Annotated in this window: 16 protein-coding genes; 3 read left to right on the top strand and 13 right to left on the bottom strand. The window is 62.6% G+C overall.

The window, feature by feature from the left end:
• Positions 1 to 21: 21 nt before the first annotated feature.
• On the bottom strand, positions 22 to 1710 hold the full coding sequence (locus SB822_RS31140; RefSeq protein WP_410856399.1) for a YadA-like family protein: 1689 nt from the start codon (positions 1708 to 1710) through the stop codon (positions 22 to 24).
• Between the two features lie 392 nt (positions 1711 to 2102).
• Here SB822_RS31140 and SB822_RS31135 point away from each other — a divergent pair, with 392 nt between their 5' ends.
• On the top strand, positions 2103 to 2351 hold the full coding sequence (locus SB822_RS31135) for a hypothetical protein (RefSeq protein ID WP_131542661.1): 249 nt from the start codon (positions 2103 to 2105) through the stop codon (positions 2349 to 2351).
• A gap of 26 nt (positions 2352 to 2377) precedes the next feature.
• Here the strand turns inward: SB822_RS31135 and SB822_RS31130 are convergent, their stop codons facing one another.
• The 9 genes from SB822_RS31130 to bamE form a co-directional block, all read right to left on the bottom strand.
• Positions 2378 to 2800 (bottom strand): CopD family protein, encoded by a 423-nt coding sequence (locus SB822_RS31130; protein ID WP_086918270.1) that lies wholly within the window; start codon positions 2798 to 2800, stop codon positions 2378 to 2380.
• Positions 2801 to 2830: 30 nt separating this feature from the next.
• A complete protein-coding gene (locus tag SB822_RS31125) occupies positions 2831 to 4102 on the bottom strand; it encodes a glutamate-5-semialdehyde dehydrogenase (RefSeq protein WP_007588541.1) in 1272 nt (423 codons plus the stop codon).
• Positions 4103 to 4330: 228 nt separating this feature from the next.
• On the bottom strand, positions 4331 to 5455 hold the full coding sequence (holA, locus tag SB822_RS31120; protein ID WP_007588543.1) for a DNA polymerase III subunit delta: 1125 nt from the start codon (positions 5453 to 5455) through the stop codon (positions 4331 to 4333).
• 42 nt (positions 5456 to 5497) lie between these two features.
• The gene (gene lptE / locus SB822_RS31115) at positions 5498 to 6049 is read right to left on the bottom strand and encodes an LPS assembly lipoprotein LptE (protein ID WP_007743805.1); all 552 of its coding nucleotides are present in this window, start codon (positions 6047 to 6049) and stop codon (positions 5498 to 5500) included.
• A gap of 42 nt (positions 6050 to 6091) precedes the next feature.
• Positions 6092 to 8686 (bottom strand): leucine--tRNA ligase, encoded by a 2595-nt coding sequence (gene leuS, locus SB822_RS31110; protein WP_007588546.1) that lies wholly within the window; start codon positions 8684 to 8686, stop codon positions 6092 to 6094.
• A gap of 234 nt (positions 8687 to 8920) precedes the next feature.
• Positions 8921 to 9391, bottom strand: a complete 471-nt coding sequence (locus SB822_RS31105; protein WP_007588547.1) for an ExbD/TolR family protein — start codon at positions 9389 to 9391, stop codon at positions 8921 to 8923.
• Between the two features lie 77 nt (positions 9392 to 9468).
• Entirely contained in the window at positions 9469 to 10206 is a 738-nt protein-coding gene (locus SB822_RS31100; protein ID WP_410856355.1) for a MotA/TolQ/ExbB proton channel family protein, read from the bottom strand.
• Between the two features lie 62 nt (positions 10207 to 10268).
• Positions 10269 to 11066, bottom strand: coding sequence for a 4-hydroxy-tetrahydrodipicolinate reductase (gene dapB, locus SB822_RS31095; RefSeq protein WP_007588549.1), 798 nt, complete (start codon positions 11064 to 11066; stop codon positions 10269 to 10271).
• A 157-nt stretch (positions 11067 to 11223) separates the two neighbouring features.
• Entirely contained in the window at positions 11224 to 12132 is a 909-nt protein-coding gene (bamE, locus tag SB822_RS31090) for an outer membrane protein assembly factor BamE (RefSeq protein WP_007743814.1), read from the bottom strand.
• 111 nt (positions 12133 to 12243) lie between these two features.
• On the opposite strand from bamE, the gene fur reads away from it, so the two are divergent.
• A complete protein-coding gene (gene fur, locus SB822_RS31085) occupies positions 12244 to 12672 on the top strand; it encodes a ferric iron uptake transcriptional regulator (protein WP_410856354.1) in 429 nt (142 codons plus the stop codon).
• Positions 12673 to 12789: 117 nt separating this feature from the next.
• Here the strand turns inward: fur and SB822_RS31080 are convergent, their stop codons facing one another.
• From SB822_RS31080 to SB822_RS31070, 3 genes are all read right to left on the bottom strand, one after another.
• Positions 12790 to 13302, bottom strand: coding sequence for an ureidoglycolate lyase (locus SB822_RS31080; protein ID WP_410856353.1), 513 nt, complete (start codon positions 13300 to 13302; stop codon positions 12790 to 12792).
• 38 nt (positions 13303 to 13340) lie between these two features.
• Complete coding sequence (gene alc / locus SB822_RS31075; RefSeq protein WP_007743818.1) at positions 13341 to 14351, bottom strand: allantoicase; 1011 nt, start codon at positions 14349 to 14351, stop codon at positions 13341 to 13343.
• 97 nt (positions 14352 to 14448) lie between these two features.
• Positions 14449 to 15777 (bottom strand): C4-dicarboxylate transporter DctA, encoded by a 1329-nt coding sequence (locus SB822_RS31070; RefSeq protein WP_007588556.1) that lies wholly within the window; start codon positions 15775 to 15777, stop codon positions 14449 to 14451.
• A 239-nt stretch (positions 15778 to 16016) separates the two neighbouring features.
• Between SB822_RS31070 and SB822_RS31065 the strand changes: the two genes are divergently transcribed.
• Positions 16017 to 16709, top strand: coding sequence for a FadR/GntR family transcriptional regulator (locus SB822_RS31065; protein WP_007588559.1), 693 nt, complete (start codon positions 16017 to 16019; stop codon positions 16707 to 16709).
• Positions 16710 to 16861 lie beyond the last annotated feature (152 nt).

The raw sequence follows: 16861 nt of genomic DNA, 5'->3' as shown, positions 1-16861 counted from the left end.
GCCCTTACGTCTACTTCCCGATTACCATTGATACGACGCACCGACACCGACGGTCGTGCCTTGGCCGCTGATACCGGCGCCGAGCTTGACCTTGATGTTCTGCGTGATGCGTGCCGAAGCACCCAGCGCAGTGGCCTGATAGCCATGGTACGAACCGGCACCGATACCGACCGCGATCGTCTTGCCCTGATCGACGTCCGGAATCATCGTCAGCGCCGTACCTGCCGCCACGTTCGTGATCTGGCGTTCGTTGCCCGCCGAACCCACCGACACGGTATTAGCACGATCGGCCACCGAACCTTGACCCAGCGCGACCGAATTGTCGGCCGTTACATTGGCGTTGCTGCCGATCGCAGCCGAGTTCGCGTTATGAGCAATCGCACCACCACCAATTGCGATCGACTCTGCACCCAGCGCCTGCGAATCAACCAGCGACGAGTTCGCGTGGAAATACGTGATACCAGCACCGTTGTTGATGTTGTTCACCGTGTTGCTGATGTTGGTGACGTTGCCCGCAATGTTGCTGACGTTGTTGCTCAGGTTGCTGACGTTATTGCTAACGTTGTTCACCTTCGCGTCTTCCGACTGCAACTGGCTCACGTTCACCGCGTCCGTAGCGTTCAGACCCGCTGCCACGTTCGTAATACGACGCTCCGCACCCGCCTTGCCAACCGACACTTCGCCGCCCGCTGCCGTCGAAGCCGAGATCGCCGTGCCACCAACCGGCGCAAAGCCTGCCGACGTCAGCGTCGTCGAGTTCGCCACAGAGTTCGAACCGAGCGCCACAGAGTTCGAACCGAGCGCCACGGAGTTCGCCGTCGTCACGTTGGCGCCGTAGCCTATCGCCGTCGACTGACTGCCCGTAGCGCTGCTGGCGCCGCCCATTGCAGCCGAGCCAGCGCCCGTCGCCTGCGCGTTGGCGCCGAGTGCCGCCGCGGACGTGCCCGTACCCGAAGCCTTTGCTGATGCACCCAGTGCAATGTCCCCTGTGCCCAGTGCTTGAGCGGAGTTGCCCATCGCCTCGCTGTAGTCGCCAAGGGTCTTGCTTGCCTGACCCAGCGCCAGCGATGCCAAGCCCGCGCCCGTAGCAGATGCACCGATCGCGATCGCAGCATTATTGGAGGCAGTCGAACTGCTACCCAAAGCCACCGCGGTATCCGCCGTCGCGGCCGCCTGGAAACCAAACGCCGAGGAATAGCTACCCGATCCCGACGCTGCATAGCCCACCACCAACGCACCGAGCCCCGAAGCATTCGTCCTTGAGCCCAACGCCATCGAGGCATTGCCGGTCGCCTGTGCGATAAACCCGACGGCGGTCGTGTCCTGCGTGGAGGCAGTTCCTGAGACCGCGCCTGCGCCAAACGCGGTCGCGTCCAGCCCCAACGCTTGCGAATTCCCGCCAACAGCTGTGCCGTAGGGGGCGGCACTTAGAGCGGTCAAGCCAATGGCGACCCCTGTTCCGCCGTCGTTAGTGTTCGCAGTCACTTTAGCACCTTGGCCAATTGCTTCCTGCGAAGGCTTCACTACCGACCCACCATCAAGCGCTCCAGCGAAGGCAGACCCAGCGCTGATAAGAACGCCCGAACCAACCAAAAGCGCTAACACCCCCTTCGATGACGAGGACGATTTTGCACGTCCCTTGGCATTCTCCTGCACGGCGACCCAAGTTCCAGTCGATTCGTTCCAGACTGATCGGTAAGTCCTATTCATTTGCAATCCTAAAAATATTCTAAAATCGCCGGCGCAACGATGGACGTTCCAGCACGGCAATGAGATACCTCTCGCATCTACCAGGTGGATGCGACGCTTACGCGAAAATTGAGCGTTAAGACCGGCTCCGAAGAACCCTGACAGCTGATCCGGCTAAGTCGCCGCCGGAGCCGGTTTTTGAGATGAGCTGCCTAAGAACTGCTAGGACTCCGCCTCTTCTACCTACCGTGCATGCACTTTATTGCGACACAGCAAGCGCCTGAATCGGACGACTCCTAAAGCAGGCTGACAACGCGCGTGTAGACGGAGTTGGCTGGCTTTTTTTGTCAACCGAGTTTAAGAGTGAAGCTGCGTGCGCTCAGACCGAGCGACGACGCGCGTCAGGCAACACGATGAATGACGTGATCGAGCCCAAATTAAGACGCTCTAAGACGGAGACAGCGCGAGCAGCAAAGCCACTTTTGCGGAATTTCAACGAGCATCGCGACGACTTGCGGGATAGGTGTGTGGGCGTCTTGTCGCCTGACGTGGTCGTACAGGCTGATGCAGAAGAGGCGTATCGGTTAGCCATTCGGCTTAAAGGATTGCAGGAAAGCAAAAAGCCCGGTTTGCTGTTATCAGCAAACCGGGCTTCTGAATGAATTTCCCGAACCGATTAGATCGAAACCTAAAACGGCTTGATGACTACCAACGCGACCGCCGCGAGCATCCCAAGAACGGGCAGTTCATTGAACATCCGATACCACTTATGCGAACGCCGGTTCTCACCGCGCTCGAACGTGCGCAGCAGCACGCCGCAATACGCGTGATAAATAATCAGCAGCACCACCACGCCGACCTTCGCGTGAATCCAGCCTTGCCCGCTGCCGATGCCGACCGCAAGCCAAAGCCACAGACCGCACGCCAGCGCCGGCACTGCAATGAACGTCATGAAGCGAAACAGCTTTCGCGCCATGATCAAGAGGCGTTTCACCGCGTTCGGATCGGTCTCCATCGCGAGATTCACGTAGATCCGCGGCAGATAGAAAAGCCCCGCGAACCATGAGGCCACCAGAACGATGTGAAACGTCTTGATCCACAACATCGGCATTAATCCTTCTTTTTGTTTCGATGTTCGAAATTATTGACGGCCTTCGCCGTGCCCCAGCACGACGTATTTCATCGATGTCAGCCCATCCAATCCGACGGGGCCGCGCGCATGCAGCTTGTCGTTGGAAATGCCGATCTCAGCGCCCAGCCCGAACTCGAAGCCGTCTGCAAAACGCGTTGATGCATTGACCATCACGCTCGCCGAATCCACTTCGCGCAGGAAGCGCATCGCGCGGTCGTGATCTTCGGTGACGATCGCATCCGTGTGGTGCGAGCCGTATTCGTTGATGTGCTCGATCGCCTGATCGATGCCGTCGACCACTTTGATCGCCAGCACGGGCGCGAGATATTCGGTGCGCCAGTCTTCTTCGGTTGCATCGACCAACGGCGCGACGCCCGCCGCTTCGAGCACCTTGCGCGCCGCGGGATCGACACGCAGTTCCACGTCCTTGCCGCGATACAGCTTGCCGAGCGCCGGCAGCACTTCGGCCGCGATGCCGCGTGCAACGAGCAGCGTCTCCATCGTGTTGCACGTGCCATAACGATGCGTCTTCGCGTTATCGCAGACCGTCATCGCCTTCGCGATGTCCGCGCGATCGTCGACATACACATGGCAAATGCCATCGAGGTGCTTGATCATCGGCACGCGCGCTTCTTCCATCAGACGCGCGATCAGGCTCTTGCCGCCGCGCGGCACGATCACGTCGACGTATTCGGTCATCGTAATCAGTTTGCCGACTGCGGCACGATCGGACGTCTCGACCACTTGCACCGCTTCCTGCGGCAAGCCCGCTGTTTCGAGCCCTTCGCCGATCAGCTTCGCCAGCGCCGTGTTGCATTCGAGCGCTTCCGATCCGCCGCGCAAGATCGTCGCGTTACCAGATTTGAGGCACAACGCCGCCGCATCGATCGTCACGTTCGGCCGCGATTCGTAGATGATGCCGATCACGCCCAGCGGCACACGCATCTGGCCGACCTGAATCCCGCTCGGCCGGAACTTCAGACCGCTGATCTCGCCGATCGGATCGGCCAGCGCAGCCACCTGCCGCAAGCCTTCGACCATCGTCTTCAACGCCTTGTCCGACAGCGTCAGACGATCGATAAACGCGGCGTCGTGGCCCTTGTCGCGAGCGCGGGCGAGGTCACGCGCATTCGCCTCTTTCAGTGTGGCCGTCTCGCGTTCGATGGCGACTGCAATGGCTTCGAGCGCGGCATTCTTCGCCGCCGTCGACGCCCGCGCCATCGCACGCGATGCGTGCCGCGCGCGGCGGCCGAGGTCGGTCATGTACTGGTCGATATCCATGATGATTCCCGTTGTGCCGCTCTTTGCGTGGATGCGGCAGACAATTTCTGTAAGCGGAACGATCCGCCGATTGTATGACGTGTGACAGTTGTCTGCTCGGGCGAGCGGCGCCGTGTCACAGGCTGGGAAAGGCTGCCGCGCCGCGTTTGGGATAGATCCGGTGTTCCGCCGATACGCTCGCGTTATTGAAGCGAGATCAGCGGCCAGATCCGTCAGGCGTGCGACAGCCTACGACGGTCGGCGCATTGGCGCCGGTCGCGCTGGAGCTGGCCGGTTTGGCATGCCATGCACCGGAGAAGCGGATGCGCCCGCGACGGCCATCGCGAGTTCGAAAAGTCCCGCCCACGGATCGGGCGGCGGGTCGTTGCGATGATTGCCCGGCGTGCCGCCCGACAACCCCTTCACCTGTCGATCGAGCTTCGCCGCGAGCGCCAGCGCCTTTTCCAGCGAGGCCTCCGTCACACGCGACAGCGCCGGCCCGACGAGCCGCTCACGCGGGCCCCACACGCGGTTTTCACGCAGCAGCATCGGCAGCGGCTTGCCCGCCTCGACACCGCGCTTGATGCGCAGCAGCGTGCGAATTTCTTCGACGACAGCCCACAGCACGAGCACGGCCGCTTCGCCTTCGCCCTTCAGCCCGTCGATCATCCGCGACAGACGGCCGACGTCGCCCGCGAGCATTGCTTCGTTGAGCTTGAACACGTCGTAGCGCGCGACGTTGAGCACGGCGTCGTGAACCTGTTCGAACGACAGCGCGCCGGACGGATACAGCAGCCCCAGCTTCTGGATTTCCTGATGCGCAGCGAGCAGATTGCCTTCGACGCGCTCGGCGATGAATTGCAACGAGCGCTTGCCCTCTTCGCCCGCCGCAACGCGCTGGCCTTGCTGCGCAAGACGCTGCCCAACCCAACCGGGCAATTGCGCGCGCTCGACAGGATCGATCTTCAACGCGACGCCCGCGTCGGCCAGCGCGGTGAACCATGCAGCCTTTTGCGTCGCCGCGTCGAGGCGCGGCAACGTGACAAGAGTGAGCACGTCGGGATTTGCCGACGCGGCCAACGTCTTCAGCGCGTCCGCGCCTTCCTTGCCGGGCTTGCCCGTCGGGATACGCAATTCGACCAGTTGCCGGTCGCCGAACAGCGACATCGACTGGCTCGCGCCAAGCAGCGAACTCCAGTCGAAGCCGCGCTCCACCGTGAACACCGTGCGGTCGGTAAAGCCGTTTGCGCGCGCCGCCGCGCGGATGCGGTCGCACGCTTCCTGCGCGAGCAGATGCTCGTCGCCGTACACGACGTACAGACCGGCGGGACCTTTCGCGAGATGCGCTTCGAGCGCGTCAAGACGCAGTTGCATGGCGACGGATGAACGAGAGTGAAAGCAGGTCGATGCTGTGGATCAAAGCGGCGGCGGCGGCAGCGGTGCTCGCGGATTGACGCCCGGCACTTCCTGGCCCGGCGCCGGATGCAGCGAACGCACGACGGCAAGACGGCGCATCAACTGATCGACGGCGTCGTTCTGCATGTCCGCGTAAAGGATGTCCGCTTCCGAAGCCTTCGCTTGCGAGAACTGATCGCTATACGTCATCGCGCGATTCAGATGGATCGCGCTCGGCGGAATCAGCAACGTGCCGTCGGCGCCGCGCACCGTGTAGTTCAGCCAGTAGTCGAGCGCATATTCTTCGACAACGCCCAGCGAGTTCAACGTCAGCACGCTGTTGCCGCGCCCTTCGGAAATCGACAGGATGGCGTCGGCATTGGCGGGCGAATTCACGATCACGGTGTCGCTGCCGCCCTGCACCATGCGCGTGAGGCGCGCGGAGACGGGCGCCGACGCGCCCGCGATGGCGAGGCGCTTGAACGCATAGTCCTGCTGGCCGCGCAACTGGAAGCCGCACGCGGACAGCAGCGCCGCGCTGCACGCCAGAGTCAAAAACGATCTGCGAGTCACATGAGCTCCTGGTTCGCAGTTAAAGCGCAATCGATGCGTGCATCAGACGACGACGTTCACGAGGCGGCCCGGCACGACGATCACCTTCTTCGCCGGCTTGCCCTCGCTGAACTTCGCGAACATCTCGTGCGCGAGCGCGACGGCTTCGATCGCTTCGCGCGATGCGTCCTTCGCGACCGTCACAGCGCCGCGCACCTTGCCGTTCACCTGCAGCACGAGTTCGATCTCGCTTTGCTCCAGCGCCTTTTCGTCGACTTTCGGCCACGGTGCGTCAAGCAGCGTACCGAACTCGGCTTCGTAGCCGAGTTCCTGCCACAGCTGGAACGTGACGTGCGGCACGACGGGATACAGCACGCGCAGCAGCACGCCGTAGGTTTCGCGCAGCACAGCGGCGCTCGCGCCTTTCGCGCTGTCGACCGCGTTGAGCATCTTCATCGCCGCCGACACGACCGTGTTGTACTGCAGACGCTGATAGTCGAAATCGGCCTGCTTCAGCACGCTGTAGATCTCGCGGCGCAGCGTCTTGTCGGTATCGGCGAGCTTCGCGGCGTCGAATGCGCCGCCCTGCGAGAGCGCCGCTTCATTCGCCTGGCCGAACGACCACACGCGGCGCAGGAAGCGGCTCGCGCCTTCGACGCCCGCGCCCGACCATTCGAGCTGCTGCTCCGGAGGAGCCGCGAACATCGTGAACAGACGCGCGGTATCCGCGCCGTACTGGTCGATCAGCACCTGCGGATCGACCCCGTTGTTCTTCGACTTCGCCATCTTCTCGACGCCGCCCAGCACGACGGGCTGGCCGTCGGCGTTCAGCGTCGCGCCGACCGGGCGGCCCTTGTCGTCGTGCGTGACGGTGACGTCGGCAGGGTTGTACCAGGTCTTCTTGCCCGCGTCGTTTTCGCGGTAATACGTTTCGTTGAGCACCATGCCCTGCGTGAGCAGGTTCTTCGCGGGCTCGCCGAACTTCACGATGCCCAGATCGCGGCAGACCTTCGCCCAGAAACGCGAGTACAGCAGGTGAAGAATGGCGTGTTCGATACCGCCGATGTACTGATCCATCGGCATCCAGTAATCGGTGCGCTCGTCGACCATCGTCTTCGCGTCGGGTGCCGCGTAGCGATAGAAGTACCAGGACGAATCGACGAAGGTATCCATCGTGTCGGTTTCGCGCTTCGCGGCCGCGCCGCAGGTCGGACACGTGCAGTTCAGGAACGCTTCCGACTTGGCGAGCGGATTGCCCGTGCCGTCCGGCACGAGATCTTCCGGCAGCACGACGGGCAGATCCTTCTCGGGCACCGGCACGTCGCCACACGACGGGCAGTGGATGATCGGGATCGGTGTGCCCCAGTAGCGCTGGCGCGAAATGCCCCAGTCGCGCAGACGCCACGTGACCTGCTTGTCACCGAGGCCGAGCGCTTTCAGATCAGCGGCGATTGCGTCGACGGCTTCGCTGTACTTGAGGCCGTCGTATTTGCCGCTGTTGACCAGGACGCCGTTTTCCTTGTCGCCGTACGACTCCTGCCAGGCGTCCGTCGAGAACGGCTGGCCTTCGACTGCGACCACCTGCTTGACGGGAATGCCGTACTTCTTCACGAACGCGAAGTCGCGCTCGTCGTGCGCGGGCACGCCCATCACGGCGCCTTCGCCGTAGCTCATCAGCACGTAGTTGCCGATCCACACCTCGACCTTTTCCTGCGTCAGCGGATGCGTGACGAAAAAGCCCGTGGCCATGCCCTTCTTTTCCATCGTCGCCATGTCGGCTTCGGCGACGCCGCCGTGCTTGCATTCGTCGATGAACGCCTGCAGTTCCGGCCGGCCTTGCGCGAGATGCGTCGCCAGCGGGTGCTCCGCGGCGACCGCACAGAAGGTGACGCCCATGATCGTGTCGGCGCGCGTCGTGAACACGCGCAGCAGCTTTTGCTCGCCGTCCAGTTCGTACGGGAAGCCGAAGGTCACGCCGAAGCTCTTGCCGATCCAGTTCTGCTGCATGATCTTCACGCGCTCGGGCCAGCCGAGGCCTTCGAGATCGTTCAGCAGTTCATCCGCGTACTGCGTGATGCGCATGTAGTACATCGGGATTTCGCGCTTCTCGACGAGCGCGCCCGAGCGCCAGCCGCGGCCGTCGATCACCTGCTCGTTCGCGAGCACGGTCTGATCGACCGGGTCCCAGTTCACGGTGCCCGTCTTCTTGTACGCGATGCCCTTTTCGAGCATCTTCAGGAAGATCCACTGGTTCCACTTGTAGTAGTCCGGGCTGCAGGTGGCGACTTCGCGCGACCAGTCGATGGCAAGACCCATCGACTGCATCTGCTTCTTCATGTACGCGATGTTGTCGTACGTCCACTTTGCGGGCGGCACGTTGTTGGCCATCGCGGCGTTTTCGGCGGGCATGCCGAACGCGTCCCAGCCCATCGGCATCAGCGTGTTGTAGCCGTTCATCCGCAGATAGCGGTACATCACGTCGTTGATCGTGTAATTGCGTACGTGCCCCATGTGCAGCTTGCCCGACGGATATGGCAGCATCGAAACGCAATAGAACTTCGGCTTGTCGGCCTTTTCCGTCGTTTTGTACGCGTCGGTGGCGCGCCATTGTCCTTGCGCGGCGGATTCGACGTCGGAGGGAACGTATTTTTCGTGCATGGTGTGATGGGATCGCTGTTCGGTGCCGCTGTTCGGTTGCTTCGGCACCGGCACGGTGCTCTGCGTGATGAAAGTCTTGTCGATTCCCCTCTCGTCAAGGGGAAAGGGCTGATTATACCGTTCGGCCGGGTTCACGCCGCGCGCGATTGAGCGTATGCGATGCGTTTTGCGCGCCGATTCGGCGTGATGAGTGGTGAAAGCGTGCTGTTGGCCCGGTGCGCGGGCTGCTTCGGCTTACTGCGCGGCCGATGCGGCAACGGCAGGCGTCGGCTGGCGCGCTTTGGCGTCGCCCGGCGGTGGCTCGGTCACGAAACCGATCCGCTCCAGACCCGCCTGCTGCGCCGCGCCCATCACCTGCGCGATCACTTCGTAGCGCGTCGAGCGCTCTGCGCGCAGATGGATTTCCGGCTGTTCCTTTTGCTTGCCCGCGTCGTTGAACTGCGCGCGCATCTGGTCGAGCGTGATGGGCTTGTCGTTCCAGTAGAGCTTGCCCGCGGCGTCGATCGACAGCGTGATGGTCTGCGGCGTCTCGCGCGCCTCGGCGGCCGCGACGCGCGGCAGATCCAGCCGGATCGCGTGCGTGAACAGCGGCGCCGTGATGATGAAAATGACAAGCAGCACCAGCATCACGTCGATCAGCGGCGTCATGTTGATGTCCGCCATCGGCGCGGCCGTCTTGTGCCTGTCGAGTCCGCCGAATGCCATGTGTCGTGCCTCGTTCTTCCCGTTTGATACTTGCCGATGCGCCTGCTTGTCTGCCTGGCGCCGAGCCCGATGCGGCTCTATGCCTGCGTCCGCGCCGGCGCCCGTTCGCCGTGGGCGTCTCTCGCGCCGCCGCGTGCGTTATCGGACGCATCGCCCGCGGGCGCGCAGACATACGCGTGCAGATCGTGCGCGAAGCCGTCGAGTTCCTCCGACAACTGTCGCACCATCCGCCCAAGCACGTTATACGCGAGCACGGCGGGAATCGCGACGACGAGACCGAACGCCGTCATGATGAGCGCCTCGCCGACGGGACCCGCGACGTTCTCGATCATCGCCTGCCCGCTTTGTGCGATGCTGCCGAGCGCGTGATAAATGCCCCACACGGTGCCAAGCAAGCCGACGAACGGCGCGGTGGTGCCCACCGACGCCAGCAGTACCTGCCCGAACTCGAGCCGCCGTTGCGAGCGGTGCAGCGCCTGGCGCAGCGCCCGCAGTACGCGTTCGCTGCGTTCGACGCGCGCGAGCAGCACGCCCGGCGTCTCGACTTCCGACGCCTGCAGCGCCGCTTCCGCCAATGGAGAAAAGATGTGCTCGCGATCCGCGAGACGCAGCGCTGCGACGCCTTCGGACAGCGTCGGCGCCTGCCAGAACCGCGCGACGGCGCGCGGCCCTTGCCGCTTCGCGCGGCTCAGAATCCAGCTTTTGACGATCAGGAAGCACCAGCTCGCAACCGACATCGCCAGCAACACGTACGCGACGCCATGCGTGATGGCATCGCTGGTTTGCAGGTAGTGGAGGATGCCGGTGTCTGCCATCGGAGCTCTTTGGTCGCCTCGGCTACGACGCCTTGGCGGGTGAGAACAGGCTCACGCGGGGCTTAGCGCAAGCCGAGCACGTCCTGCATGTCGAACAGGCCGTTCGGGTGGCCTTCGAGGAAACGCACCGCGCGCACCGCGCCTTGCGCGTACGACAGGCGGCTCGCCGCCTTGTGCGTGATTTCGATGCGCTCGCCGATGCCCGCGAACAGCACCGTGTGATCGCCGACGATATCGCCGCCACGAATCGCCGAAAAACCGATGGTGGACGGATCGCGTTCGCCCGTCACGCCTTCGCGCGCGTAGACGGCGCAATCTTCGAGCTTGCGGCCAAGCGCGTTGGCGATCACCTCGCCCATCGTCAGCGCCGTGCCCGAGGGGGCGTCGACCTTGTGACGGTGATGCGCCTCGACGATTTCGATGTCGTAGCCCTGCGAGAAATGAGGTGCAGCGAATTCGAGCAGCTTCATCGTCACGTTCACGCCGACGCTGAAGTTCGACGCGAACACGATGCCGATTTTTTCCGACGCGGCGCGAATCTGCGCCTTTTGTGCGTCGTCGAAACCCGTCGTGCCGATCACGAGCTTCGTGTTCGTGCGCAGCGCCGCGTCGATGTGCGCGAGCGTGCCTTCGGGGCGCGTGAAGTCGATCAGATAGTCGGATTGCGCGAGCACGGCGTCGATATCGTCCGACATCAGCACGCCCGTCTGCTTGCCGAGAAACGCGCCGGCGTCCTGGCCGAGTTGCGGCGCGCCGGTGCGGTCGAGCGCGCCCGACAGCGTAACTTCAGGATCGTTGAGGACGGTTTCGATGAGCATCCGGCCCATGCGGCCCGACGCGCCGGCGATGGCAATTTTCATGGGTAGTCCTGCTAACAGCGCCTGAACATCGCGCCGACAGGCAGCGCGCCGAGAGGCGACAAAAGATACGAAGCGGGCGACGTCTCACAGCGAAGCGGCATCGCGGCAAGACACATGACGGGCGGACACGCCGCCCGTCATGTTACGGACAACGGAATCAGCCGCCCGTTCCCGTGGTCGTTCCCGATTGCGAGGAAGATTGCGACGACTTGGCGGGCGCGTCTTTCGACTGGCCGTTGTTGCTTTCCGGGCCAGTTGGGCCCGTCGGGCCAACGGGGTTGTCGCTCGGTACGCCCTGCATCTGCGGAGGCGGCGGACGCGTGAAGCGGATCTGCGGCTGGCCCGGCTCCGTTGCGTTCTGCGGCACGCCACCGTTAGACGGAGGCGTGTTCGCGCGCACCGACGGCGTCGCGCCCGGCGCGGGCGATTGCACCGCGTTGGTCAGGCGGTTCGCAGCCTGTGCGGCCTGCGCGTTCGCGTCGACTGCGGGCAGATTGCCGGCCTGCGCGGCGTCCGACGTGGCCGAGCGCACGGTATCGGGCACCGTAATGGGCGCGGGCGCGTTCGCAGCTGCCGCCGCGCTCGCCTCGGCCGTTCCGCTGGCGACGACAGGCGCCACCTTCACCTTCTTGCCGGTGCGATCGCCATCGATTTCGGCGAGCAGTTCGAGGTTGGACGGCAGATCTTCGCCGCCCGACCAGCTCGCGACGCGATCACCCGTGAAGATCACGATGAAATCGCGCTGCTGGACGACTGACGTCGAACCGCGCTTGAAATAGAAGACGTAGTCCCAGCGGTCCGCGTGGAACATGTCGGAAAGAAGCGGCGTGCCGAGTACCTGCCGGACCTGAGCGCGCGACATGCCAACCTGCATTTGCGCAGCCGCTTCCTTCGATACGAAGTTACCTTGAACCACGGTAATGCGGTACGGCGTGATGCTTTGGGCAAAACGCTGAGTCAGGCTGTCATACGTGGAACATCCAGCAAGAACCGCCACCGCCGCCGCGACGATCAAGGTACGCCGTACGCGGCTCCCCCGGTTGATCAATAGAGCTTTTGGAATCATTTCCCTCACCGTGCGGGCTACGCGAGCCGCGCGTGTTTCCGTGTAAGATGACCTGAACAGCAATTCACATTACCATTAGAACCCTGCATTGTACTCTAGGGATCCCTTGCCATGACCAATCCAACCGATCTGAAGAATATCGGACTCAAGGCGACCCTACCGCGCCTCAAGATTCTGGAAATCTTTCAGCACAGCCCGGTGCGCCATATGACCGCCGAAGATGTCTACCGCAGCCTGCTGCATGAAGAACTGGATATCGGGCTCGCCACGGTGTACCGCGTGCTCACGCAGTTCGAGCAGGCGGGCCTGCTTTCGCGCAGCAACTTCGAGTCGGGTAAAGCCGTATTTGAGCTAAACGAAGGAACGCACCACGACCATCTGGTGTGTATCGACTGCGGGGTAGTCGAAGAGTTTTTCGACCCTGAAATCGAAAACCGCCAGCAGGCAATCGCGAAAGAACGCGGCTTCAAGCTGCAGGAACACGCGCTTGCGCTCTATGGCGTGTGCACGAAGGAAAAATGCCCGCATCGCAAGCATTGACGCGGATTTCCGGGCATTTTCGCGATGCGCGGCCGGGACAGAATTGCCAGTAAGACGCAGAAAGGCCCGGTCGAATTCGTCGACCGGGCCTTTTGCTTTCTTCTGCTTACCAAACCCTTAAATCGCCGCTGTTTCGAACGATTCACGCTCCAGACGCCACGTTTGCGGCAACGCCAATTCATCGCAATTCGGCCCCTCTCCGCCACGATCGACGACGAGGAATTCGCTCACGCGCTCCAACGCTAGCAGCGGATGATGCCAGACGCCTCTCGCGTAATTGACGCCCTGCCAGCCGCGCGTCGAGAACGCTCTTAGCTTCGCTGGATCGAGATCGCCGGCCGGTGCGACGACGATCAGATAAGGCGCATCCGACAGCGGCACGAACGCCTGGCTGCCGAGCGGATGCCGCTCCATCATCGCGATTTCGATCGGCCATGCACGGGGCTGCGCGCGAAACACGTTGATCAACGGACGGCCGCCTTGCGTGCTCACATCGACCTTCGCGAGGTCGTGATAACGCTCGGTGGTGCCTTCGTTGATCGGATAGTGGCGCGCGCCGTCCAGTTCGATCACGTCGCCGAATGGGGCGAACGCGTCTCGTGTCAGGCGCTCGATGCGCAGTGTGTTCATGGCCGTCTCCATCGATCGTCTCTGCCGTGCAGCGTGTGTTATTCGAGTTCGCCCCACAGGCGCAAGCGCGATACGCCACCGTCCGGGTAAATGTTGAACCGCACATGTGTCACGGGGCCGAGCGCGGCGAGTTCGGCGCTGAACGTATGCACGTTGTCCATCTGCAGCTTCTGTTCGGGCAACAGAACAGGCCAGAACATCGCTTGCGTGACGAGCGAGTCGTCGGTGCCGCCCGTCACGGACGCCGCCTGCAGCGAGCAGCGATCGGGGAAATTGCCCTTGAAGTGCGCAGTATCCACTTCGACCTTGCGGATCACGCCCGGCCGCGCGAGCGCGACGATCGCCCAGTCGTTGCCCGGCTCGCGGCGGCGACGCGTTTCCCAGCCATCGCCCATGTTCACGCCGCGTCCCGGCATCAGCATCTGCGAGGCCGGCCCGAAATGCTGATTGTTCGCGGCGACCAGATACGCGCCGTTTTCGACAGCGGCCAGATCGAGCAGGCTGCCGCGCTCGCTGCGCTCCCAGTCGCGCTTCGGTTGCCCATAGACGCGCAGACGCGCAAGCCCGCCGTCCGGATACAGATTCACGCGCAGATGCGTGAACGCGCGCGTATCGGTGACTTCGACGTAATGGTGCTGATTGCCTTGCAGCGTGGTCGCGGGGACGAGGGTTTGCCAGTCGGCGTTGTCGGCGGGCACGTCGTCGTTCGAATAGCAGGCTTCGATCGAGGCCGCCGGCGGGAAATTGCCCGTGAAGTGACTCGTATCGAGATCGACGCCATGCACGATGCCCGGCCGCGCGAGCCGCACCACGCAGTAGTCGTGGCCCGTCGTGCGCTTGCGGCGCGTTTCCCAGCCGTCCATCCATTTGCCGTGATCGTCGTACTTGCCGGGGATGAACACGGCAGGCTGCGGGTCGAGCATCCGCTCTTTCGGTGCGAAGAATTCGTCGCTGGCAAACAGCGCCTTCGCGCCCAGGCGCGGGTCGGCGAGGTTCATGTAGCGGCGCGTGAAGGCGGGTGCGTTCGGATCGAGAATCGGATTGGCCATGATCGGTTCAGTGTCGAGTTCGAGTGAGATGAGAGGCGGCGGACCGTGAGTCCGCCGCGTTTGCCATGAGTGGTCGGTCAGATGGCGGAAAGCGTTGTCAGACGGCGTGCGCCGGATTCGCGTGAGCCGTGTTGTTGTCGTGATCGGTGCTTGCGGGGACGAAGCGGTAGTCGCTGTCGAGGTTCAATACGTGGCGCGCGCGCGCCTTGTCGATATCGTTTTCCCACACGGCGACGACGACAGTCGCGACGCAGTTGCCGATCAGGTTCGTCAGCGCGCGGGCGATACCGACAAACCAGTCGACGGGCAGGATCAGCACGAGGCCGAGCACGGGAATCGCGGGAATCGCCGAGAGCGTCGCGGCGAGAATCACGATCGCGGAGCCGGGAATGCCGTGCGCGCCCTTCGACGTCACCAGCGACACCAGCACGACGACGATCAGATCGTGCATGGACAGCGGCGTATTCGTCGCCTGCGCGATGAAGATCACCGCGAGCGTCAGATAGATCGAGAAACCGTCGAGGTTGAACGAGTAGCCGGTCGGAATCACGAGACCGACGGTCGAATCCTTCACGCCCATCCATTCGAGCTTGCGCATGATCTGCGGCAGCACGGCGTCGGACGAAGCGGTCCCGAGCACGATCGACAGTTCTTCGCGCAGATAGCGGATCAGCTTGAACACACTGAACCCGGCGAGACGCATCACGACACCCAGCACGACCGCGACGAACACGATGCAGCTCGCGTAGAACACGATGACGAGCATGCCGAGCTGCTTCAGCGACTCGACGCCATACGTGCCCGTGGTGAACGCGATCGCGCCCAGCACGCCGAGCGGCGCGAGCTTGATGATGAAGCTCATCACGCGGAAGAACACTTGCGCGAGTTCGTCGATCAGATCGTTGACGCGCTGCGCCCGCGGCCCGAGCAGCGACAGCGCGGAGCCGACCAGCACGGAGAACACGAGAATCTGCAGGATGTCGCCCTTCGCGAACGCGTCGATCGCGGTGTCGGGGATGATCTTCAGCAGGAAGCCGGCCGTGTCCTTCAGGCTCTTCGCGTGCTCCGTGTAGGTGGCCAGCGACCCGGCGTCGAGCGTATGCAGATCGATGTTCATGCCGACGCCCGGCCGCGTCGCATACGCGAGCACCGCGCCGATCACGAGGGCGATCGTCGTCATGATTTCGAAGTAGACGACGGCCTTCAGGCCGACGCGCCCCACTTTCTTCAGATCACCTGCGTGCGCCATCCCGCTGACGACCACACAGAACACGATCGGCCCGATCACCATCTTGATCAGCTTCAGAAAGCCGTCGCCCAACGGACGCAGCGACTGCGCGAAATGCGGAAATAGCGCTCCGAGCACGATGCCCGCCACGAGAGCGATCACCACCCGGCCAAACAGCGAATTGAAAAACTTCAACACGGCTTTCTCCCCGTCACGAGTTGGGTTTTGAACATCTGTTCATACTGGTCCGACCAGTACTGTTATGGCCAATAGTAGGAAACCGATATAGTGAGGTCAAGGATTGTCGGGAGGGTGTTTACCCGGTCTGGTCTGACCGGACTTCTCGCCCGGAACTTGCGTGTGGGTGAAGGTTTGCGCGAAACATTGAAAGCCGTTCTACAATACTGGTCAGACCGCACCGAGCCGCTGCCGACATCATGAAAAACGTGCCGCATACTGTTACCGACTCCGCCATCTCGACGATTCGCGAGAGGATCGAGGGTGGCGTTTATCCCGTCGGCAGTTTGTTGCCGGCGCAGCGGCAGTTGTCGGAGGAAATGGATATCAGCCGTGCGTCGCTGCGCGAGGCGCTATCGACGCTCGAAGCGCTCGGGCTGTTGACGATTCGTCCGGGTAAGGGCGTGTATGTGCAGTCGACGAAGGCGTCGTCGGCGCATCCGTGGCGTTTCGCCGATCAGTCGTCGTTGCCGGATACTTATCAGATGCGGTTCGCGCTGGAAGGCTTTGTTGCGCGCATGGCTGCGCTGGCTATTGGCGATGATGACGTCGAATGGTTTGAGGACAATATTGCTTCGTTGCATACGGCGCTGACTAATGGCGAGCTCGATGACGCCGCGCAGCTGGACTTCGACTTTCATATGCGGATCGTCAATATTGCGGGCAATGCCGCTATCGAGTCGATCTTGCGGAGTAGCGCTGACATCATGAAGGAAAGTCAGCGGATGCCGTTCTATCGGCGTGAACTCGTGCTGACTACGTATCATGAGCATCGCGCGATTCTTGATGCGCTCAAGGCGCGCGATCCGCATGCGGCTGGACTGGCTATCGAGAAGCATATTGCGAATGCGGCGCAACGCGCTGGGGTTTATTTTCCTACGCCGCAGGTTTGATTTTTTTGGTTTGGTTTTGTCTGCGACGCTGGGTGGTTTGCTTGTGTTTGCGCTGGCATCCGCGTTACGGTGTTGGCCATTCACGCGTCGCCCCTGTGCGGGGCGGCACCTACTTTTCTTTGCCGCCGCAAAGAAAAGTAGGCAAAAGAAAG

It is taken from the genome of Paraburkholderia sp. SIMBA_054, assembly GCF_046534875.1.
GTDB lineage: Bacteria > Pseudomonadota > Gammaproteobacteria > Burkholderiales > Burkholderiaceae > Paraburkholderia > Paraburkholderia hospita.
This window is presented reverse-complemented; position numbering and strand designations above follow the sequence as displayed.